At 69.1% G+C, this 18,892-nt stretch carries 20 protein-coding genes; 7 read left to right on the top strand and 13 right to left on the bottom strand.

Annotated elements, in window-relative coordinates:
• Positions 1 to 8: 8 nt before the first annotated feature.
• Complete coding sequence (locus tag ABDZ81_RS01115) at positions 9 to 1,001, bottom strand: sodium:calcium antiporter (protein WP_343771967.1); 993 nt, start codon at positions 999 to 1,001, stop codon at positions 9 to 11.
• Between the two features lie 85 nt (positions 1,002 to 1,086).
• Between ABDZ81_RS01115 and ABDZ81_RS01110 the strand changes: the two genes are divergently transcribed.
• The gene (locus ABDZ81_RS01110) at positions 1,087 to 1,773 is read left to right on the top strand and encodes a hypothetical protein (RefSeq protein WP_343771966.1); all 687 of its coding nucleotides are present in this window, start codon (positions 1,087 to 1,089) and stop codon (positions 1,771 to 1,773) included.
• Positions 1,770 to 2,360, top strand: a complete 591-nt coding sequence (locus tag ABDZ81_RS01105; protein WP_343771965.1) for a hypothetical protein — start codon at positions 1,770 to 1,772, stop codon at positions 2,358 to 2,360. The genes ABDZ81_RS01110 and ABDZ81_RS01105 overlap by 4 nt, the downstream gene beginning before the upstream one ends.
• 3 nt (positions 2,361 to 2,363) lie before the next feature.
• On the opposite strand, the gene ABDZ81_RS01100 is transcribed toward ABDZ81_RS01105, so the two are convergent.
• Positions 2,364 to 3,464 (bottom strand): pyridoxal phosphate-dependent aminotransferase, encoded by a 1,101-nt coding sequence (locus ABDZ81_RS01100; protein ID WP_343771964.1) that lies wholly within the window; start codon positions 3,462 to 3,464, stop codon positions 2,364 to 2,366.
• A gap of 120 nt (positions 3,465 to 3,584) precedes the next feature.
• Here ABDZ81_RS01100 and ABDZ81_RS01095 point away from each other — a divergent pair, with 120 nt between their 5' ends.
• Both ABDZ81_RS01095 and ABDZ81_RS01090 read left to right on the top strand, forming a co-directional pair.
• Positions 3,585 to 4,181, top strand: a complete 597-nt coding sequence (locus ABDZ81_RS01095; RefSeq protein ID WP_343771963.1) for a CinA family protein — start codon at positions 3,585 to 3,587, stop codon at positions 4,179 to 4,181.
• A 119-nt stretch (positions 4,182 to 4,300) separates the two neighbouring features.
• Entirely contained in the window at positions 4,301 to 4,786 is a 486-nt protein-coding gene (locus ABDZ81_RS01090; protein ID WP_343771962.1) for a metal-dependent hydrolase, read from the top strand.
• A 6-nt stretch (positions 4,787 to 4,792) separates the two neighbouring features.
• Here ABDZ81_RS01090 and ABDZ81_RS01085 read toward each other — a convergent pair whose 3' ends face one another.
• On the bottom strand, positions 4,793 to 5,527 hold the full coding sequence (locus ABDZ81_RS01085) for a PHP-associated domain-containing protein (RefSeq protein WP_343773347.1): 735 nt from the start codon (positions 5,525 to 5,527) through the stop codon (positions 4,793 to 4,795).
• A 149-nt stretch (positions 5,528 to 5,676) separates the two neighbouring features.
• Here ABDZ81_RS01085 and ABDZ81_RS01080 point away from each other — a divergent pair, with 149 nt between their 5' ends.
• The gene (locus tag ABDZ81_RS01080; RefSeq protein ID WP_343771961.1) at positions 5,677 to 5,973 is read left to right on the top strand and encodes a DUF7565 family protein; all 297 of its coding nucleotides are present in this window, start codon (positions 5,677 to 5,679) and stop codon (positions 5,971 to 5,973) included.
• 150 nt (positions 5,974 to 6,123) lie between these two features.
• Here ABDZ81_RS01080 and ABDZ81_RS01075 read toward each other — a convergent pair whose 3' ends face one another.
• The 7 genes from ABDZ81_RS01075 to ABDZ81_RS01045 all read right to left on the bottom strand — a co-directional run bounded on the left by ABDZ81_RS01075 (position 6,124) and on the right by ABDZ81_RS01045 (position 13,782).
• Positions 6,124 to 6,561 (bottom strand): transcription elongation factor Spt5, encoded by a 438-nt coding sequence (locus ABDZ81_RS01075; protein ID WP_343771960.1) that lies wholly within the window; start codon positions 6,559 to 6,561, stop codon positions 6,124 to 6,126.
• Between the two features lie 5 nt (positions 6,562 to 6,566).
• Positions 6,567 to 6,782 carry a protein translocase SEC61 complex subunit gamma gene (locus tag ABDZ81_RS01070; RefSeq protein WP_343771959.1) on the bottom strand — a complete coding sequence of 72 codons (216 nt, stop codon included), beginning with the start codon at positions 6,780 to 6,782 and terminating at the stop codon, positions 6,567 to 6,569.
• Positions 6,783 to 6,879: 97 nt separating this feature from the next.
• Positions 6,880 to 8,517: a hydantoinase B/oxoprolinase family protein gene (locus tag ABDZ81_RS01065; protein ID WP_343771958.1), complete on the bottom strand. Its 1,638-nt coding sequence runs from the start codon at positions 8,515 to 8,517 to the stop codon at positions 6,880 to 6,882.
• A complete protein-coding gene (locus tag ABDZ81_RS01060) occupies positions 8,507 to 10,675 on the bottom strand; it encodes a hydantoinase/oxoprolinase family protein (protein ID WP_343771957.1) in 2,169 nt (722 codons plus the stop codon). Before ABDZ81_RS01060 ends, ABDZ81_RS01065 begins: the two co-directional genes overlap by 11 nt.
• A 106-nt stretch (positions 10,676 to 10,781) precedes the next feature.
• Complete coding sequence (locus ABDZ81_RS01055) at positions 10,782 to 11,339, bottom strand: NAD(P)/FAD-dependent oxidoreductase (protein ID WP_343771956.1); 558 nt, start codon at positions 11,337 to 11,339, stop codon at positions 10,782 to 10,784.
• 168 nt (positions 11,340 to 11,507) lie between these two features.
• Positions 11,508 to 12,653 carry a cell division protein FtsZ gene (gene ftsZ, locus ABDZ81_RS01050; RefSeq protein WP_343771955.1) on the bottom strand — a complete coding sequence of 382 codons (1,146 nt, stop codon included), beginning with the start codon at positions 12,651 to 12,653 and terminating at the stop codon, positions 11,508 to 11,510.
• A gap of 142 nt (positions 12,654 to 12,795) precedes the next feature.
• Positions 12,796 to 13,782 carry a hypothetical protein gene (locus ABDZ81_RS01045; protein ID WP_343771954.1) on the bottom strand — a complete coding sequence of 329 codons (987 nt, stop codon included), beginning with the start codon at positions 13,780 to 13,782 and terminating at the stop codon, positions 12,796 to 12,798.
• Between the two features lie 138 nt (positions 13,783 to 13,920).
• Between ABDZ81_RS01045 and ABDZ81_RS01040 the strand changes: the two genes are divergently transcribed.
• Together ABDZ81_RS01040 and ABDZ81_RS01035 are read left to right on the top strand one after the other, a co-directional pair.
• Entirely contained in the window at positions 13,921 to 15,642 is a 1,722-nt protein-coding gene (locus tag ABDZ81_RS01040) for a radical SAM protein (RefSeq protein WP_343771952.1), read from the top strand.
• A 353-nt stretch (positions 15,643 to 15,995) separates the two neighbouring features.
• On the top strand, positions 15,996 to 16,394 hold the full coding sequence (locus ABDZ81_RS01035) for a TRAM domain-containing protein (RefSeq protein ID WP_343771951.1): 399 nt from the start codon (positions 15,996 to 15,998) through the stop codon (positions 16,392 to 16,394).
• A 60-nt stretch (positions 16,395 to 16,454) separates the two neighbouring features.
• On the opposite strand, the gene ABDZ81_RS01030 is transcribed toward ABDZ81_RS01035, so the two are convergent.
• The 3 genes from ABDZ81_RS01030 to ABDZ81_RS01020 all read right to left on the bottom strand — a co-directional run bounded on the left by ABDZ81_RS01030 (position 16,455) and on the right by ABDZ81_RS01020 (position 18,556).
• On the bottom strand, positions 16,455 to 17,198 hold the full coding sequence (locus tag ABDZ81_RS01030; RefSeq protein WP_343771950.1) for a YkgJ family cysteine cluster protein: 744 nt from the start codon (positions 17,196 to 17,198) through the stop codon (positions 16,455 to 16,457).
• 89 nt (positions 17,199 to 17,287) lie between these two features.
• Complete coding sequence (locus ABDZ81_RS01025) at positions 17,288 to 18,190, bottom strand: MBL fold metallo-hydrolase (RefSeq protein WP_343771949.1); 903 nt, start codon at positions 18,188 to 18,190, stop codon at positions 17,288 to 17,290.
• 84 nt (positions 18,191 to 18,274) lie between these two features.
• Entirely contained in the window at positions 18,275 to 18,556 is a 282-nt protein-coding gene (locus ABDZ81_RS01020; protein ID WP_343771948.1) for a MarR family transcriptional regulator, read from the bottom strand.
• Positions 18,557 to 18,892 lie beyond the last annotated feature (336 nt).

Below are 18,892 nucleotides of genomic sequence, written 5' to 3'. Positions count from 1 at the left end.
GAGCTTTGTTACAACAGGTCGCTGCCCCACCGGACCAGTTCCGAGAGCGCGAGCAGCCCGCCCTCGGGACGTGAGAGCCGGCGGCCGGTCCACAGCGCCGCGACGGCCGCGACGGTGATCGCCGCCAGCCACGCGACGCCCGTCAGCACCGCCGGACTCGCCGCCAGCGGTCGGACGATCGCCGCGACGCCGAGGATGCCGAGCAGGTTGAACACGTTGCTCCCGAGGATGTTCCCGACCGAGACGCCGACGCGCCCGCGGCGCACCGCGACGAGCGAGACGGCGAGTTCCGGCGTCGACGTGCCCGCCGCGACGATCGTCTCGCCGACGACGAGTTCGGAGATCCCGGCCGCCAGCGCGAGCGCCGACGCCGACTCGACCATGAAGTGGCCGCTGGCGAGCACCAGCGCCAACCCCGCGGCCAGTTCGGCCGCGGTCCGCGACCATCGCGTCGGTCCGCGAGCCAGCCCGCCCGGCGGTGTCGATTCGGCCACGTTGCGGGCGGTCGACGACGCGCTCGACCCGTCGCCCGGTTCGGACGCCGCCTCGTCGCCGGTACCCAGCAGGTACGCGATGTATGCGACCATGCAGGCGACCATCGCAACTCCTTCCGCGCGGGCGACCGTCGCGTCGAGCAGGACGACGCCGCCGATCGCCGTCGCGAGCACGAGCGCGGCGCCGTCGCGGCGCACCGCCGATCGGTCGACCGGGATCGCGCCGAACAGCGCGAGGCCGCCGAGAATCAGCGCGAGGTTGAAGATGTTCGACCCGATCACGTTACCGACCGCCAGGTCGCCACGGCCGATCAGCGCCGCGTCGGCCGAGACGACCAACTCGGGCGCGGAGGTCCCGATCCCGACGATCGTCAGCCCGATGACGAACTCCGAGAGGCCGAAGCGCCGGGCGAACCGGACCGCGGCGTCGACGAACAGCCGGGCGCCGACGGCCAGCCCGACGACGGTGAGGGCGAGGACGGCGATCTGAGGCGCCACGCTGGACATCTACGGAGGCATTTGATGCCGATCCTCAAACATGTGTTCTCATCGGTGCTGCTCGCTGGCAGACCGTCGCCACCGCAAAACCCATATGCAACTCGTGTTATTCGGCCTAGACGATGATGTCGCCGAGCGCGGCCGGACGCCACCGAGCGAAGGACACGAGCCGATCGGCCATCAGACGAGACGACGGGATGAGCCGATCCGTCGAGGTGAGCCGGTGAGAGTCTTCCAAAGCGTTCGGCGACTCGTAGCGCACAATTACGAGCTGTTGTTCGACGAGGTCGGCGGGGAGGGACGGTCATCGCGTGCGCTCGTTTTGCTCGTGTTTGTCGCCTGTCCGGTTGTCGCCGGCATCCTGTACCGGGTGCTGGACCAGGACCCGGGTGGATTTGCCCACGAATTCGTTCTCGCAGTCGCGGTGCTCACGGGATTTGCTCTCCTCTCGGCCGTGTTTCTTTACAGTCTCCCCGTCAGTCGGACGGCCCGACTCGACGAGGACGTGACGACCCGACTCCACGCCGCTCTCGCCTATCTGGTTCTCGCCGGGATCGGCTATCTCTTCGTTTCGTTCTTCGAGGTCACGTTCATGAGCAGTAGTTCTCTGTACCACTCGAGCGCTCTCTTTCGGGCGGCCGTGGATCTGGGGCTCGTCGCTCTCGTCTCACACGTGATGCTCGTTCACTACCTCCTGTTCGCGCTGGTCGTCGTGGGGCGATTGTATCGGGCGGCTGTCGACGACGCCGGGCGATCGCCGACGAGCGAGGTGGATCGATGAACGCCTTCCGAACCGTCGGGCGGCTCGTGGAGCACAACTACGAGCTGCTGGTCGACGAGGCTCGCGGTGACGGCGCCGTGGCCCGGGCTCGCGTCTATCTCGTATTCATCGGGTTCCCGGTGTTCGCGGGCGTTTTCTACGGACTACTCGCTCCGGACTGGATCTACTTCGCGAGAGACTTCTTGCTGGTCGTCGTGACGGGAACCGGATTTGCCGTTCTGTCGCTCGTCGCTCTATCCGGTCTCCCGACGGCGGCGTCGGATCGGTCGGACGTCGACGACATCACCCGACTGCGGACAGTGCTCGGGTACGTGATCCTCGTCGGGATCGCCTACGTTGCCGTCGGGCTTCTGGACCTCTCGCTTCGGACCGCCGTCGGCTCCTCGGTACGCTACGTCGGAGATCTGTACTATTCGAGCGCTCTGTACCGGGCGTTTGTGAGTATGGACGTCTTCGCGATCCTCTCGTACGTCGTTCTCGTCCACTATCTGCTGTTCGTGCTGGTTCTCGTCGGCCGGCTGTACGAGCTGAATGTCGGAGGCGACATCCGCGACGAATCGGCCGACGTCGGTGGCAACTCCGAGTGATCGCTATCCGAAAAACTCCGCCAGCCGATCGGCGGCCTCCTCGACGCGCGGCGTTACCAGCGCGAACCGGAGCCAATCCTCGCGCGCCGTGCCGAAGGCGTCGCCCGGCATCCCCGCGACGCCGGCCTCGTCGATCAGTCGCTCGACGTTTGCCAGCGTGCCCGGGAAGTCCTCGAAGCGCGCGAGCACGTAGAAGCCGCCGTCGGGCGTCGTGTACTCCGCGCCGGCGTCGTCGAGCGCGGCGGTGAACGTCTCGACGCGCTCGGCCATCAGTTCCCGGTTGGCTTCGTAGTAGGCGGGATCGGTCTCTTGCAGGGCCGTCAGGACAGCTTGCTGGGCCGGGCGGCTCCCAGCGACGTTGACCAGCATGTGGCGAGTCTTGGCGGCGTCGACCAGCTCTTCGGGAAAGACGGCGTAGCCAACGCGAAAGCCGGTGATCGCCATCGACTTCGAGAACGCGTTCGTGACGATCCGATGCTCGGAGTCGACGCCGAGCGCGCTGGCGAACCGGCCAGAGTAGTCGAAGTGGTCGTACACCTCGTCGCTGAGCAGCAGCGCGTCGTTGGCCTCGGCGATCGCGACGAGGTCGCGCATCGTCGCTTCGTCGTACACCGCGCCGGTCGGGTTGTTCGGCGTGTTCACCAGGATCGCCGCGGTGTCCTCGCTCGCCCGTTCGCGGACCGCAGCGGGGTCGAGCTGGCCGTCCTCGTCGGCCGGGACGTACCGCTGGGTGCCGCCGAGCAGTTCGGTCTTGCCCGGGTAGTAGGGGTAGACGGGGTCGGTCAGCAGTATCTCGTCGCCCGCGCCCCGATCCAGCGCCGACGCCATCGCGAGGTAGTTCGCCTCGCCGGTGCCGTTGGTGACGATCACCCGATCGACGTCGACGCCGCGGCGCTCGGCGATCTCGGCCCGCAGCTTCGTCAGCCCCTCGCTGGGCGGGTACTGGAACGCTTCGGGGTCGGCGTCGGCGTACGCCCGAAGCCCGTCGCGGAGCGCGGCCGGCGGCTCCCAGTCGGGGTTGCCGCTGACCATGCCGACGACGTCGCGATCGGCCCGGGCCGCGTACTGCATGACGCGGAAGAACAGCGGCCGCTCGTAGTCCATACCCGGCAGGTGCGCGGCGGGCACAGTGATTCTTTCGGGACCGAACGGCCGGCGGGGCGCGGTCGCCGTCGCCCCGGTCGGCGCCCCGACATTCAAGCGGCCGCGGCGAGACCACTCGGTATGGCCTCGAACCAGGACGGCGCGGCGGAAAGCGGCGACGATGCCGCCGGGGAATCAGCCGAACACGCCGACCGACCGGGCGAGGAGGCGCCGATCGTCCAGCGGCTCGGCGACGCGCTGCGGGACGCCGACGCGACCGTGGCGGTCGCCGAGTCCTGCACCGGCGGACTGATCGGAGCCGAGCTGACCTCGGTGCCGGGCTCCAGCGACTACTTCGACCGGTCGCTGGTCACGTACGCCTACGGGGCGAAGCGACAGTTGCTCGGCGTCACCCGCGAGGCCCTCGACGAGCGCGGCGCCGTCAGCGAACCGGTCGCGCGCCAGATGGCCCGCGGCGTCCGCGACACGTCGGACACGACCTGGGGCGTCGGCGTCACCGGCGTCGCCGGACCGGACGGCGGCACTGAGGAGACGCCGGTCGGCACGGTGTACGTGGGTGTCGCGTACGCCGGGCCGTGGGGATCCGAGTCGTCGTACGCGACCGTCGAGCGCTACGAGTTCGACGGCGACCGCGCGGAGATTCGAGAGCGAGCGGTCCGACGAGCGCTCGCGGACCTGTTCGCGGAAGTCGAGACGGCCGCCGAACGGCCGGGGTGATCGGGAAGATCGCGACACCGGATAGCTTCGACGTCTGATCTGTCTTCGGCGAATGATTGTAGCTCAAGGGAAAGTACCATCTATCGGGAGTTCTCATGAGAGGGTACTTACCTCATCTCATGAACAAAGAAGGTCACGTTCTGAACGCCGTGCTGTTGAGCATCGGTCTCGGCTACATTCTCGAACCGGCCGGCGACGAGACGACGTTTCTCCGAATCCTCGAGGTGGGTGCCCCCGTCGTACTCGGCGCCTTGTTCCCCGACGTCGACACCGCCTTCGGCAAGCACCGGAAGACGCTCCACAACCTGCCGATCCTCGTCGGATTTCTCGCCTTCCCCTACTACTTCGGGAACCTGCAGTACGTCTGGCTCGGCATCCTGACCCACTACGTCCTCGACGTGGCGGGCAGCAAGCGCGGCATCGCGCTGTTCTATCCGGTCTGGAAGAAGGAGTTCGGCCTCCCGATCGGCGTCAACGTCAGCAGCGAACGGGCGACGATCGTCACCGCGCTCGTGACCGGCGCCGAGCTCGCGCTGATCGCGCTTGTGGTCTCCCGGCTGCCGCTCGGTGCGGTCGACATGGCTCGCCAGTCCGTCGGTCTCTGAGCCCGCTCAGTACACCGCGACGTCGTCGAACCGACCGTCGTACGCTTCGTGTCGCGGATGCGTCGGCTCCCGGCCGGACAGCAAAATGCGATCGACCTTCTTCCAGGAGTTTTCCCACCCCAGGTGCGCGAACTCGGCCGCCGACGCCAGGCTGTACTCGACGCCGCTACGACAGTGGACGTCCCGCGGTGCGCCCTCGCGGAGCGCCTCGATCAGGTCCTGCTCGTCGTCGATCGCCCGATCGAACTCCGTCCAGGCCTCGCCGACGGTCCGGCGCATGTGAGCGTACGACGACGCGAACGTCGGCTTCTCGACCGATTCGGCGATCTGGCGGGCGCGGCGCGTGTGGTGGGGCCAGTGCTTGAGGTTGTACACCTCGACGGCGTCCACGACGTCGGCGTACCGTCGAACGTCGTGCCGTGACATCCCGACCGACAGGAACTCCGGATGCGGGACGACGGCGGCGGCGTCCTGACGCCGGAGCTCGTCCATCGCACCCTCCAGCGTCACGAAGTCGGGAACCGGGTCGTCGAGACCGATCGCCAGGACGTGCTTGCGCTCACGCCAGGCTTCGGCGAAGATCTCTCTGGCGGGAACGACCAGCAGCTCGCCGTCGCTGTGGCGCTCGGCACGCTGCCGGATCGTCGGCAGTCGCTCGAAGTGGGGCGCGTACACCAGCACGTCGATCCCCCGGGCCTTCGAGCGCTCGACGACGCCGTCGTCGAGCACCTTGACGTGCATGTCGACCCGGGAACCCTCCTCACTCACGCGCTCGGATTCTCGACAGGTCACAATATGGGTTCTGATTCCGGACCGGTCGCCGGACTCGACCGGTTTCCCGCCGCCGCGGCGGAACAGTTTTAGGATCGCCGGCGAAAGCATCGGCAACGATGACCTGGGCCTGCGGCATCGACGACTGCGGGGAGACCTTCGACGCGGTCGAGGACGCGGTCGTCCACCAGACGAACGAGCACACGCGCCGCGAGTGCAAAGTCTGCGGCGTTGTCGTCCCGGACGGCTACCTCGCGATCCGCCACGCGTTCAACGAGCACACCCGCGCGGAGTACGTCCGCGCCTACGGCGCCGACTCCGAGGAAGTCCGTCAGCGCGAGGAGATCAAAGACGAGATCGAGGCCGAAGCCGACCTCCAGGAGGTCGTCGACCGGCTGAACGACGCCGAACTCTAAATACGACCTTTTCCCCTACCACGTTTTTCCACCTCGGGTAGCCTCGCTACGCTCGGCTACCGCTCGGCGCAAAAACGTGGGCGAAAAACTCTGCTCGCTCACTCCGTTCGCTCGCAGCGAACCGACGGCTTCGCCGCCGGACGTTCTACGTTATCGCTCTTCCGAGTCCAGCACGCGGATCTGGTCGCCTCGAACGGTGACCGGAATCGGGACGGTCGCCTCGTAGAGCTCCACCGTGACCTGATCCTTGCCCTCGTCGATGCGCTGGACCTGGGCCTTCTCGCCCTTGAACGGGCCGGCGATGAGCTCGACGATGTCGCCCTCCGCGATGCCCTCGACGTCCGGCGTCGGCGAGAGGAAGTGCTCGACCTCCGAGATAGAGCTCTCGCCGGGGACGATGTCGCGGGCGTGGGGAATCTCCTCGAGGACCCGCGAGAGGACGGCGTCGTCCTCGGCCTCGACCATCACGTAGCTGGTCAGCGAGTCCGGCGCGAGGGCGGCGTGGATGTCGTCGACCTCGCGGTTCATGATCATGTCCGCGACCGTCCGCTCCTGGCTCGCGGTCGTCTTGACGGCGTACATCGGCACGGCTGTTAGACCCCCAGCGGCGCGGCCAGTCCGATCACCGAGCCCGCCTCGTAGGGCGGCACGAGGTGGAACATGAAGGATGCGATGAGGAAGCCGACCAGCCCGATCAGCAGGATGCCGGCGCCGGCGATCTTGGCGACCTGTGAGAACTCGTCCCACGCCGGCGTGCTCGCCATCTTGAGCACCCGCACGTACGACGTGAGGTCAAGTGGAACGTCCATAGTTTCTGTCCGATCCTTGCAGATGGGGCTTTTTCTATCTTTCTACAAGCAGCCCGAGCAGTTCGACCGCTCGGGCTGCCAATCGTGTGGCGTGAACTCACTCCTCCCGATCGACCAGCCCGTCGGCGGCGTCGCGCTCGATCGCCTCCGGCGGTCGATCGCCCGAGTCGCCGTACCCGCCGCCGCCCGGCGTCTCGACGGTGACCGTCGTCCCAGCGTCGACCTCCCGCGTGGCCTTGGCCGGCACCGGCTCGCCGTCGATCAGGTTTCGGCCGGGCAACCCGTCCTCGCCGCCGGCGACGCCGCTCGGCGCGGTCCGGCGCCGCTCGGTCAGCAGCGAGACGGTGGCGTCCGCGAGGACGCGCACCGACCGTACGAGGCCGAGTCCGCCGCGGTGCTCGCCCGCGCCGCCGCTGTCCGGCCGGAGCGCGTAGCGCTCGACGCGCAGGGGGTACTCGGTCTCCAGGGCCTCGACCGGCGTGTTCAGCGTGTTCGTCATCCCGACCTGGACGCCGTCGAGCCCGTCGCCGGACGGTCGACCGCCCGCGCCGCCGCCGATCGTCTCGTAGTAGGTAAAGCCCTCCCGCCCGCCGGCGCCGATCGTGAGGTTGTTCATCGTCCCCTGGCCGCCCGCCGGGACGCGCTCGGGCGCGGCGTCCGCCAGCGCGGCGAACACGACGTCGACGACGCGCTGGCTCGTCTCGACGTTGCCCCCGACCACCGCCGCGGGCGGCTCGGGGTTCAGCACCGACCCCTCGGGCGCCGAAACCGAGATCGGGTCGTAGCACCCCTCGTTCGGCGGCACGTCGGGATCGGTCGCGCAGCGCACCGCGAAGTAGACGGCGCTCCGGGCGACCGCCAGCGGCGCGTTGACGTTGCCCGCGACCTGCTCGTCGGTGCCGGCGAAGTCCACGGAGAGAGCGGCGCCGTCGACGGTCACCGTCACGGCGATTTCGACTGGGTCCTCGGTGACGCCGTCGCCCTCTAGCGCGTCTCGGGCGCGGTACTCGCCGTCCGGCAGCGCCTCGATCTCGGCGACCGTCCGCTCGCGCGAGTAGTCGATCACCGCGTCGAACGCCGCCCGAAGCCGCTCGTCGCCGCGCTCGGCGGCGAGCTCTTCGAGGCGCTCGATGCCTCGGTCGTTGGCAGCGCGCTGGGCGCGCAGGTCCGCCCGGCGCTGCTCGGGGTTCCGGACGTTCGCGAGGAACAGATCGAGCACGTCGTCGACCCGATCGCCGCCGTCGACCAGCCGAACCGGCGGGATCCGGACGCCCTCCTGCGTGATCTCGGTCGCGCCCGCCGGCATGCTGCCCGGCGCCATTCCCCCGACGTCGGCGTGATGGGCCCGCGAGGCGGCGAACCCCAGGATCTCGCCGTCGCTGTCGATCGTCGAGACCATCGTCACGTCCGGCAGGTGCGTCCCGCCGGCGTAGGGGTCGTTCAACACGAACGCGTCGCCCGGCGCCGGGTCGCGGTCGAGCACGGCCTCGACCGCTGCAGGCATCGCCCCGAGGTGAACCGGGATGTGCTCGGCCTGCGCGACCAGCCGGCCGTCGGCGTCGAACAGCGCCGTCGAGCAGTCCCGGCGCTCCTTGATATTCGGGGAGTACGCGCCCCGCACGAGCACCTCGCCCATCTCGTCGGCGATCCCCTCTAACTGGTTGCGCAGCACCTCCAGCGCGACGGGGTCGAGGTCGGCGCTCGCGTCGGCCGGTTCGTCGGCGTCACCGTTCATCACGATCACCTCTCGTTAGTAGCATGGTTCCGTCCGCGCGAACCGCGGCGCGCCAGTCCGGCGGGACGACCGTCGTGCTCTCGGCCTGCTCGACGATCGCGGGGCCGTCGAACTCGCGCCCCGGATCGAGCCCCGCTCGATCGTAGATCGGCGTCGAGACGCGCCCGCCCTCCTGGCCGAACGCGACCTCGCGCTCGCCGCGAAGGGGATCGCCGCCGGACTCGTCCCCGACCGGGAGGTCGGGCCCGGACACCACGGCTCGGGATCGCAGCGTGACGAGTTCGACCGCCTCGTCCATCCGGTAGCCCCGAGTGCGCTCGTGGGCCGCGTGGAACCGCTCGGCGAGCGCGGCGGGATCGACCGGCGCGCCGGCGTCGACCTCCAGTTCGAAGCTCTGGCCGGCGTACCGGAGGTCGGCCGAGCGCTCGACCCGAGCCGCCCCGGGATCGCTCGTCGACGCCAGGACGTCCTCGCGGAGTTCGGCGTAGATACTCTCGATGGTCTCGCCGTCGGCGTCCGGGACGCTGTTTTCCTTCCTATCTGCGTTCCCGACCGACAGCGTCGCGCGGTGGGTCCGGGCGGCGTCGTGGATCTCGTCGGCCGCGAGCAGGCCGTACGCCGAGAGGACGCCGCAGGCCCGCGGGACGAGCATGGCGTCGATCCCCAGCTGCTCGGCCAGCGCCGCGGCGTGCATCGGCCCGGCGCCGCCGAAGGCCGTCAGCGCGAACTCGCGGGGGTCGAGGCCGCGCTCGACGGTCGCCGAGCGGATCGCCCGCGTCGTCGCGGCGACCGCCACCTCGTGGACGCCGCGGGCGGCGGCGAGGGCGTCCTCCAGGCCCGCCTCGTCGGCCAGGTCGGCGAGAACCTCGTGGGCGGCGTCGGCGTCGATCGACAGCTCCCCGCCCAGATCGGCGTCGGCGCCGACGTAGCCCAGTACGACCGCGGCGTCCGTGACCGTCGGCTCGGTCCCGCCGCGACCGTAACACGCCGGACCGGGCTCTGCGCCCGCCGATTCGGGACCCACCCGGAGCGCGCCGCCGGCGTCGACTCGCGCGAGGCTGCCGCCGCCGGCGCCGACGGTCGTCACGTCGACCACGGGCAGCCCGATCGGGCGCCCGCCGATCTCGGCGTCGGTCGTTCGCTCGGCCGATCCCTCGCGGACGAGGCTCACGTCGGTCGAGGTGCCGCCCATGTCGAACGTGACGACGCCGTCGTAGTCGGCCAGCGCGCCGTCTTCACCGTTCGCTGAGTCGTTGCGGGCTCGCTCCGCGATTTCTCCGGCGCCGACGACGCCAGCGGCCGGTCCCGAGAGCGCGGTGGTGACGGCCCGCTCGCGCACGAGATCGGCCTCGGCGATGCCGCCGTTGGACTGCATGACGCGAGGTTCCGGCACGCCCGCGGCGTCGGCGCGCTCGACGAGCCGTTCGAGGTACTCGTCGACGACCGGCCGGACGTAGGCGTCCAGCGCCGTCGTGGCGGTGCGCTCGTACTCCCGGAACTCCGCGAGCACCTCGCGGCTCGCTGAAACGGGAACGTCGAGCTCCTCGCGGAGGATCTCGGCTGCGCGGCGCTCGTTCTCGGGATCGGCGTACGCGTGGAGGAACGCGACGGCGACGCTCTCGACCTCGCGCTCGCGGAGCTTCGCCGCCAGTTCGCGCACGGCGTCCTCGTCGACCGGCCGCTCTACTCCCTCGGGCGTCGCTCGCTCGTCGACCTCGAAGCGTCGGCGCCGCGGCACGACCGGCTCGGGCGGCGCGGCGTCGAGGTCGTACAGCGCCGGGCGATCCTGGCGGCGGATCGCCAGCACGTCGCGGAACCCCTCGGTCGTCACCAGCGCCGTCCGGGCGCCGGTTTCCTCCAGGAGCGCGTTGACCGTCACCGTCGTCGCGTGGCGGAACCGGTCGATGTCTGCGGGGTCGACCCCCATAGCTCGGCAGGCCTTCCGAATCCCCTCGATGACACCCTCGCTCTGGTCGGCCGTCGTCGGTACTTTCGCGGTGACGAGCCGGCCGCCGTTCGGGACCGCGTCGGCGTCGTCGCCGGACGCCGCGTCGGCCGCGGCGTCGACCAGCACCACGTCGGTGAACGTCCCGCCGACGTCGACGCCGACGCGCAGCGTCCGGTCGCCGTCGGGAGGTCTGCTCGCGTTCTCGTTCATGCGTTCCGGGACGGACCGGGGGCTCGTCAAACTGGCGTTGCTGGCTCTGGTGTCTCACGTTGCCCGAAAAACTGCGTCGTCGTTCGCGGCCGGTCGCCGATCGGCGTCAGGGCGCGTCGTCCGGCACGTCGAAGTCGTGGTAGTGCTCGCCTTTCTCCTCGCTGAGGATCGACAGCGCGGCGGCGCCGCCGTCGCCCGCCGCGATCACCGCCTGCCACTCTTCGGCCCGGACCATCGCGCCGGTCGCGTACAGGCCGTCGACGCTGGTCTCCATCGAGAGGTTCACGTCGACCGTGTCGTCGTCGCTGAACTCGCAGCCGATCTCCTCGGCCAGTGATCGGTCGGCGCCGGTCGCCAGCACGACGTAGTCGGCGTCGTACTCGCCGTCCTCTGTCTCGACGGCGAACCCGTCGTCGGACTGCTCGACCGCGGTCGCCTCCTCGTCGGTGCGGACGTCCGCGCCGTGGTCCTCCACCTGCTCGCGCGTGACCGTCATGAACTCCGATCCGTCGATACTCTCGATTCCGGGGTAGTTGAACAGGTGGGCCTTGTGCATCCACGTCTCGTCGCCGTCGAAGACGACCGTGTCGAGGCCGTTTTTCGCCGTGAACAGTGCCGCGCTGAGGCCGGCGGGACCGCCGCCGACGACTGCTACGTCTGTCATGAGTCACCATTCGGCGAGCGTACGGTTAAACGCTGGACCAGCGGCCATCGACTCGGGGTTTCGATCTCGAAACTGGACGAAAACGGAGCGGCGTCGGCGCACTGCGGCGATGCCGCGGTCGCTCCGGACGGAAGAAATCGAAGAAGACGTCGACGGGAGAGTGGCCGATCAGTCGACGTAGTCGATGTCCTCGACCTGGTCGGCGGCTTCCTGGTCCTGCTGGCTCTCGGTGTTGCTACCGTAGATCTGGGGCGACTCGACGCCCGTAACGACGATCATCGTGCGCATGGACCCCTCGAGCTGCTCGTCGATCGAGGTCCCCCAGATGATCCGCGCGTCGGGGTCGATCCGGTCGTAGATCTCCTCGACGACACCCTCCGCTTCCTCGATGGACATGTCGGAGCCGCCGGTGACGTTGACGAGCGCGCTGTTGGCGCCCGAGATGTCGACGTCGAGCAGCGGCGAGCGCAGCGCGGTCTTGACCGAGTCCTGCGCTTTGGCGTCCGAATCGGACTCGCCGAGGCCGATCATCGCGACGCCGCCCCGCTCCATCACGGTGCGGACGTCGGCGAAGTCCAGATTGACGAGGCCGGGCTTGGTGATCAGCTCGGTGATGCCCTTGACCGATCGCATCAGCACTTCGTCGGATACCTTGAACGCCTGGCGGACGGGGAGCTTGCCCACCGAGTCGAGCAGGCGATCGTTCGGGACGACGATGACCGTGTCGGCGACGTCCCGCAGGCGTTCGAGGCCGGCCTCGGCGTTGGTGCGCCGAACCTCGCCCTCCGCGGTAAAGGGCGTCGTGACGATCGCGATCGTCAGCGCGCCGCTCTCGCGGGCGGCCTTGGCGACGACGGGCGCGCTGCCCGTGCCGGTGCCGCCGCCGAGCCCGGCGGTGACGAAGACCATGTCGGAGCCGTCGACGGCGTCGTAGATCTCTTCCTGGCTCTCGATCGCGGCCTCCTCGCCGACCTGGGGGAGCGATCCGGCGCCGCGGCCGCGGGTCTTCTCCTCGCCCATGAGGATCTTCGTGTCGGCCTCGACGTCGACGAGGTGCTGGACGTCCGTGTTGGCGGCCACGAGCTTGGCGCCGTGGATCCCCTCCTCGGCCATCCGGTTGACGGTGTTCCCCCCGGCGCCCCCGCAACCTACGACCGTGATGTTGGTCTGGAGATCTTCGAGGACGTCTTTCAGTTCGTCGTCGGTCATTTTCCCGGAGGGCCCGCCGGCGTCGCTCGCCCCGTCGTCGTGGGCCGGAGCGTCGTCGGCCGCGTTCTCGGCCTCGTCGATGGCTTCGTCTACGATCGAGTCCATTCTTGCCCCACTGTTACAGGATGGAGGTTAATTACCTTTCCCCTCAAGTGTCAGATAGCCGGGAGGGATCGCGTCCGGAGCGTTCGATCGGGGGTCGCTTTTCGACGCCGTCCGCGCCGGCGTCGTCCGGGCCGCGTGTCCGCTAATCGAACAGTTCGACGAAGGGATCGGCGGTCTCCCGCGATCCCGTCACCAGCACCGAGCGGCCGTCCTGCTCGGTCGACACGGAAGTGTGCGGAGCAAACCGTCCGTCCTCGCCCTCGTTTTGGCCGACCCACTCCTCGACGGCGTCGACGTCGACCGAGGATTCGTCCGCGAACACGATCGCGTACGTCTCGTCGATCGGGTCCCCCTCCAGGTCCAGCGCGTACCCGTACCCGACCTGTCCCTCGAAGACGGGCGCATCGAGGTCGGTTTCGGACTGCTCGGCGGACGTCTGGGCGAGGACCCGGTCGCCGTCGCCGACGTGATCCAGCACCGCTCCGAGATCGTCGTTCTCGTCGCCGTACAGCGGCGTCTCGTCGGTCTGGGTGTCCGCGAGCGTTCGGAGCCCCTCGACGGGCGACTCGGTCTCGACCCACAGCAGCACGAACTCGCTGATGCCGATGGCGACGTTCGCGGACTGGTTCTGGACTTCCCTGAGAAACAGTTCGAACTCCCGGTGCTCGCCCGCCCGCTCGAAGCCGACGTTCTCCACGAGCCCCTCGCCGATCGCGTCGGCGGGGTGGTCGCCGTACAGCACCTGCTGGCTGTTGTTGTCGACCGTGACGTACTCGTCGAACGTGTCGATCGGGCTTCCGGCCGCGGAGGGCAGCGGAAACGGCGCGGAGCCGTTCCCGTTGGTCCGATCGACCAGCTCGGAGTAGGCGCCCTCGGCGAGCGAGTTTTCGGCAGCCAGCAGCGCCTCGAACGAAAAGTACTCGACCGAGTGGTGCTCGCCGCCGGATACCTCACCCGGCGCGGCGAGCCACGAGTCGAGCGAGAACGCCGGCGGATCCGCCTGCTCGTCATCGTCGTCGTTCCCGCCCTCGCCGCCGCCGAAACATCCGGCGACGCTCGTCGCCGCGCCGGTCGCGGCGAGCGCGCCGGCGGCGCCGAGCAGCTCCCGCCGCGTAGTCTCCTCTGACATTCTGCTATGCGGGTCCAACCGGCGACGTATATAACTACTGGCAACAGCCGGTGACGGCGGTTCGATTGCGGCGTCGGCGCCGACCGCGGGGCCCGCCGATCCGCATCAGTTTTCCCCGTCGAGCGGCTACGAGCCTCCATGACCGACCCCGCGAATCTCGACGTGACGCTGGTCGACGGCTACGTCGACGAGCCGGCCCACTTCGGGGTCCCGCCGTACATCTCCACGTACCCGCGCTTTACCGCCGGCGCGCTCGTCGACGCCGGCGTCCCGAAAGCGCAGATCACCTACCACACGATCGACGAGCTCCGGGACGACCGCTCGAAGTGGCGCGACGTCGCCGAGGCCGACCTGACCTGCTACCTCGGCGGGATGACCGTCCCCGGCAAGTACGTCGGCGGCACGCCCGCCGAACCCGACGAGGTCCGCGAGATCGCCTGGACCGCCAAAGGGACCTGCCTGATGGGTGGGCCCGTCAAGTTCGGCGTCGGCGACCAGAACGAGGGCGCCAGCGAGACCGAACGGGACGACCTGGACTACGACTTCGTCGCGAAGGGCGACGTCGAGGCCGCCGCCTACGACCTCGTCGAGAGCGGGCTGGAGGGGTTCGGCGACCGGATGCGCGACGTCGAGGAGGTCGACCGCTGGGCCGCGAAGGGGGCGTTCGTCGTCGAACAGCACCCGAACCACCCCGAGTACCTGATCGCCGAGATGGAGACCTCGCGGGGCTGTCCGTACCGCTGTTCGTTCTGTACGGAGCCGCTGTACGGCAACCCCTCGTTCCGGCCGCCCGAGTCCGTCGTCGACGAGGTCGACCGGCTCTCGGACCACGGCGTGAAACACTACCGGCTCGGCCGACAGGCCGACATCCTCGCGTACGGCGGCGACGGCGAGGCGCCGAATCCCGACGCGCTGCGAACGCTGTACGGCGGAATCCGCGAGGTGGCGCCCGACCTGGAGACGCTCCACCTCGACAACATGAACCCGATCACCGTGGTAAAGTGGCCCGAGAAAGCCAGGGAAGGAATCCGGATCATCGCCGAGCACAACACGCCCGGCGACACCGCCGCGTTCGGCCTCGAATCCGCTGATCCGGACGTGATGAGCGACAACAACCTCAACGTCACCGCCGACGAGTGCCTCGAGGCGGTGCGGATCGTCAACGAGGAGGGCGGCTGGCGCCCCGGCGAGGAACCGGGAACTGGTCCCTCCTGGGGTTCGGACGCCGCGAATCGGCTCCCGAAACTGCTCCCTGGCATCAACCTCGTCCACGGGCTCAAGGGCGAGACCGAGGAGACGTTCGAGCACAACAAGCGGTTCCTCCAGCGCGTGTACGACGAGGGGCTGATGCTGCGCCGCGTGAACATCCGCCAGGTGATGGCCTTTTCGGGCACCGACATGTCCGAAACCGGCGCCGAGATCGCCAAGGACCACAAGAAGCTGTTCAAGCAGTACAAACGCGAGGTCCGCGAGGAGATCGACAACCCGATGCTCCAGCGCCTCGCGCCGCCGGGCACCCGGCTTCCGGACGTCCACCTGGAGTACCACCAGGACGGCAAGACGTTCGGCCGCCAGCTGGGCACTTACCCGCTGCTCGTCGGCATCCCCGGCGAGCTCGAACTCGGTCGGACGATTGACGTCGCGATCGTCGACCACGGGTTCCGCTCTGTTACCGGCGTTCCCCACCCGCTGGATCTCAACGACGCCTCGATGGACGAGCTCACCGCGATCCCGGGCATCGGCAAGCAGCGCGCGGGCGACATCGTAGTGAATCGGCCGTACGAGTCGCCCGAGGAGATAGATGCGGACGTCGATCTGTCGGCGTTCGCGACTGCGGGGCGGACCGGCGGGGCGGACTGATCGTAACTGCGAGTGAGCGCAGCGAACGAGCAGCCTTTTTGGCCGAGCTTTTTGCGGTGAGTGGTGGCCGATGCGTAGCGAGGCCACCCGAACCGGAAAAAGGTCGTCGCACCTGTCGGCGTTCGCGACGGCCGGGCAGCCGGGCGGCGCGGACTGATCGGTCAGCCGGTATTTTCGGACGGGACGACGGGTTACGGCGGATCTCGGCGCCATCTCTCCGCGACGATTGGATGGAAATCTAACACTTCAGCGCCGGTGCAGGTCGCTCGCGCGTCGATGCCCGTGACCGGCGTACGAACTGTCGACAGTTCTATTACGAATGACTACCACGGAGAAAATGGAGGTATCTGACATTGGAGATATCTGATAAACTGCTGTGTCTGTTCAGCGCCGAGGTATCAGCCGACGACGACAACTACGTCGTCGAGATCCCCCGTCGCGAGGTCGAGACTGGGGATATCGACCCGGGCGATACCTACCGCGTCGCGCTCATCTCGCGGGAGGTCGAGGCGGAGTCCGACGAGGAGCAGAACGCCGGGGCGCCGCCGGAACCGCAACCGCCGGTGGAGATCGGCGAGACGCGCTACGTCGAGATCGAGGACATCGGCAAGCAGGGCGACGGCATCGCCCGCGTCGAGCGAGGGTACGTGATCATCGTCCCCGGGGCGGAAGTCGGCGAGCGCGTCAAAGTCGAGGTGACGGAAGTCAAGTCGAACTTCGCGGTCGGCGAAGTCATCGAGGAGTCCTTCTGAGTCGCGGCGTCGCCCGTCCGTCCTCGGTGCGCGACCGGGGCACCCGCTCCGGCGACCGAATCACTCTTCGATCGGCGCCCCGTCTATCGATTTTGCACCTTCCGAGTCGTGAACCACCACGCGATCTTCGGCGTCGACCGGCGCGTAGGCGTCGCGGACGTCGATCGCCTCCTCTAGCTCTCTGACCGCCCGCTCCTTAAGCGTCGCCGCCAACTCCTCGGCGTCCGTCCGCGAGATGTCCCGGCCCAGCCCCTCGCACTCGTGGGCCCGGACCATCCCCGCCTCGTCGACGGCCTCGCCCATCGGCTGGCTCGTCCCCGCCAGCGCGACGCTGAAGGGGTAGGTCGCGCAGATCAGCGGGCGGTCATCGTGGACCGAACAGGCGCCGGTGCCGTCCTCGGCTTCTTCGTAGAACGTGCAGTCGCCACACTCCGTCGTCTGGAGCGCCCACTCGAACGTCTCGCCGGTGAGGTGGCCGCCGTCGGCGTCGGAGCCGTCCGCGCCACCGTTCGCCGGCTCGGCGTCGCCGTCGCTCTCGTCGTCGTCCGCCGCCTCGCCGTCTTTCTCTTCGAGCCCGTACGGCATCGGGCGCGCGACGTCGCGCCAGTCGTACTCGCCGTCGTCGGCGGACTGGATCTCCCGTACTTCGTCGGGGAACACGGTCGCGGTGTGGGGGTCGTCGTCCTCGGCCTTGCAGCAGGCGCCGCAGCGCGTACACTCGAAGCCGATCGACTCGATGGCGTCGGCCAGGTCGGCCACGTCGAGGTCGCGGGCGCGGGCGAGTTCGGCTTCGAGCGATTCCATAGCGGGACGAAGCGCCCGAGCGGGGAAAAGCGTCGCGCTGGCGACCGGGGCGCCGATCGGACCGCTGGCGGTCGGGCGGGCGGGAGCGATCAACGATCGCCGACCGGTCGGGCGCGCTCGCCATCCCACTCGACCGCGCTCTCGACGGCGAGCTTTTCGAGGTGGGCGATCACGGCCCGCCGGGCGAGGTCGCGGACGCCCGAGAGGTCCTTCTCGTACGCCGCGTCGACGACGGCGTCGGGCGTCTCGTGTCCGTTCCGGACGGCGGCCAGCACCGCCCGCTCGCGATCGAGCCGGTGGGCGATCAAACGGCCCAGGACCGCCCTGGGGTCGTCGATCGCCGGGCCGTGCCCCGGCAGCAGTTCGCCGGGCGCTCGCGCGTGTAGACGCCGAAGCGCGGTGAGGTAGCCGCGCATGTCGCCGTCCGGTGGGCCGACGAACACACTTCCTTCGGCGACGGCGAGATCGCCGACCAGGACGCGAGCGCCTCGTCGCTCGGTGGGCACCTGTCGGCCGTCACCCGGCGTGGCGTCGACGCCGTCGATCGTCAGCGCGACGTGATCGGGGGCGTGTCCCGGCATCGAGGTGGCGTCGACGCCGTCGATCGTCAGCGCGACGTGGTCGGGGGCGTGTCCCGGCATCGAGGTGACGTCGACGCCGAATTCGCCGGCCGAGACTACGTCCCCGTCGCGCACGCCGGCGTCGGGCGTCACGCCGGTCGCGCGCTCGAATCGTTTCTCGTACCCCGATCGGGCGTACACGTCCAGGTCGTACTCGTCGGCGTAGTGCGCTAGCGCGCCGACGTGGTCGGGGTGAGCGTGCGTCGCCAGCACCGCGGCGGGGGACCGGCGGTCGAGCGCCCGCTCGAGTTCGTCCGATTCGTCGGCCGGATCCACGAGCAAGGCGTCCGATCGGCCGATAACGTACGCGTTGGTCGAGCCCGTCGGCGCGGGTCCCGAGACGGGAATCGGGACGCCGGCGATCCGATCCATCGGGCGGGGGTACCGCCCGGTCCGCAAAAAAGGCGGCGAGCGCAGGTGGTGGGAGGCCGGACGGCCGGAGGCGGGACGGCCGGCTCAGTTGTGCAGGAAGTAGACCTGCTTCCGGGCGTCGCGGAAGCTGTAGCGCGAACCGACGAGGCCGACTTCCTCGAGGCGGTTGAGCGCGTACCGGACCGTGCGGTCGGGCAACAGCGACTCCTCGGCGAGCTGGCCCTGCGAGAGCGGCGCGTCCGTCTCGAGAACCTTGGCGATCAGCTTGGCGCTGGGGGGCAGTTCGCGAAGCCGCTCGCGGTACTCGCTGTCGGAGAGGGGCTCTTCTACTCTGTCGGCGCGTTCCTCGCCCGTGGTGGTGCTCATACTCAGCGGTGGTCCGTCACCGCTGGTAAAACTTGGCTATATGGAGGACATATGAATTGAGACAATATATAGTGTATATATGCCATACCTATTTTCTGGATGTGCCCAGTTTGGCGTTCCGAGATCGGTCCAGCGGGACGCAGCCGCCCTAAACCGACAGCCCACTCAGACTATCGTCCGAGACGGTGGGCGAATGGTCGATTGTATCGCAGCGTGCCGCGAGTCCCGAGGGATCGACGCAGCTGCACGATACTCGCAGATCGTCGAGGTTCGATGCGCGATACGAGTCGGCCTTGCGCACGCCGCGGCCGCGGTCGATCGGTCCGCGAGGTGACG

Source organism: Natronoarchaeum mannanilyticum (assembly GCF_039522665.1).
GTDB classification, from domain to species: domain Archaea; phylum Halobacteriota; class Halobacteria; order Halobacteriales; family Natronoarchaeaceae; genus Natronoarchaeum; species Natronoarchaeum mannanilyticum.
Note: the sequence above shows the minus strand (reverse complement) of the source record. Positions and strands in the feature narration are given on the sequence as shown.

Bases quoted from the DNA above. Each gene is read 5' to 3' on its own strand.
- ABDZ81_RS01115 (WP_343771967.1), bottom strand. From the start codon at position 1,001: ATGTCCAGCGTGGCGCCTCAGATCGCCGTCCTCGCCCTCACCGTCGTC.
- ABDZ81_RS01110 (WP_343771966.1), top strand. From the start codon at position 1,087: ATGCAACTCGTGTTATTCGGCCTAGACGATGATGTCGCCGAGCGCGGC.
- ABDZ81_RS01105 (WP_343771965.1), top strand. From the start codon at position 1,770: ATGAACGCCTTCCGAACCGTCGGGCGGCTCGTGGAGCACAACTACGAG.
- ABDZ81_RS01100 (WP_343771964.1), bottom strand. From the start codon at position 3,464: ATGGACTACGAGCGGCCGCTGTTCTTCCGCGTCATGCAGTACGCGGCC.
- ABDZ81_RS01095 (WP_343771963.1), top strand. From the start codon at position 3,585: ATGGCCTCGAACCAGGACGGCGCGGCGGAAAGCGGCGACGATGCCGCC.
- ABDZ81_RS01090 (WP_343771962.1), top strand. From the start codon at position 4,301: ATGAACAAAGAAGGTCACGTTCTGAACGCCGTGCTGTTGAGCATCGGT.
- ABDZ81_RS01085 (WP_343773347.1), bottom strand. From the start codon at position 5,527: ATGCACGTCAAGGTGCTCGACGACGGCGTCGTCGAGCGCTCGAAGGCC.
- ABDZ81_RS01080 (WP_343771961.1), top strand. From the start codon at position 5,677: ATGACCTGGGCCTGCGGCATCGACGACTGCGGGGAGACCTTCGACGCG.
- ABDZ81_RS01070 (WP_343771959.1), bottom strand. From the start codon at position 6,782: ATGGACGTTCCACTTGACCTCACGTCGTACGTGCGGGTGCTCAAGATG.
- ABDZ81_RS01065 (WP_343771958.1), bottom strand. From the start codon at position 8,517: ATGAACGGTGACGCCGACGAACCGGCCGACGCGAGCGCCGACCTCGAC.
- ABDZ81_RS01060 (WP_343771957.1), bottom strand. From the start codon at position 10,675: ATGAACGAGAACGCGAGCAGACCTCCCGACGGCGACCGGACGCTGCGC.
- ABDZ81_RS01055 (WP_343771956.1), bottom strand. From the start codon at position 11,339: ATGACAGACGTAGCAGTCGTCGGCGGCGGTCCCGCCGGCCTCAGCGCG.
- ftsZ (WP_343771955.1), bottom strand. From the start codon at position 12,653: ATGGACTCGATCGTAGACGAAGCCATCGACGAGGCCGAGAACGCGGCC.
- ABDZ81_RS01045 (WP_343771954.1), bottom strand. From the start codon at position 13,782: ATGTCAGAGGAGACTACGCGGCGGGAGCTGCTCGGCGCCGCCGGCGCG.
- ABDZ81_RS01040 (WP_343771952.1), top strand. From the start codon at position 13,921: ATGACCGACCCCGCGAATCTCGACGTGACGCTGGTCGACGGCTACGTC.
- ABDZ81_RS01030 (WP_343771950.1), bottom strand. From the start codon at position 17,198: ATGGAATCGCTCGAAGCCGAACTCGCCCGCGCCCGCGACCTCGACGTG.
- ABDZ81_RS01025 (WP_343771949.1), bottom strand. From the start codon at position 18,190: ATGGATCGGATCGCCGGCGTCCCGATTCCCGTCTCGGGACCCGCGCCG.
- ABDZ81_RS01020 (WP_343771948.1), bottom strand. From the start codon at position 18,556: ATGAGCACCACCACGGGCGAGGAACGCGCCGACAGAGTAGAAGAGCCC.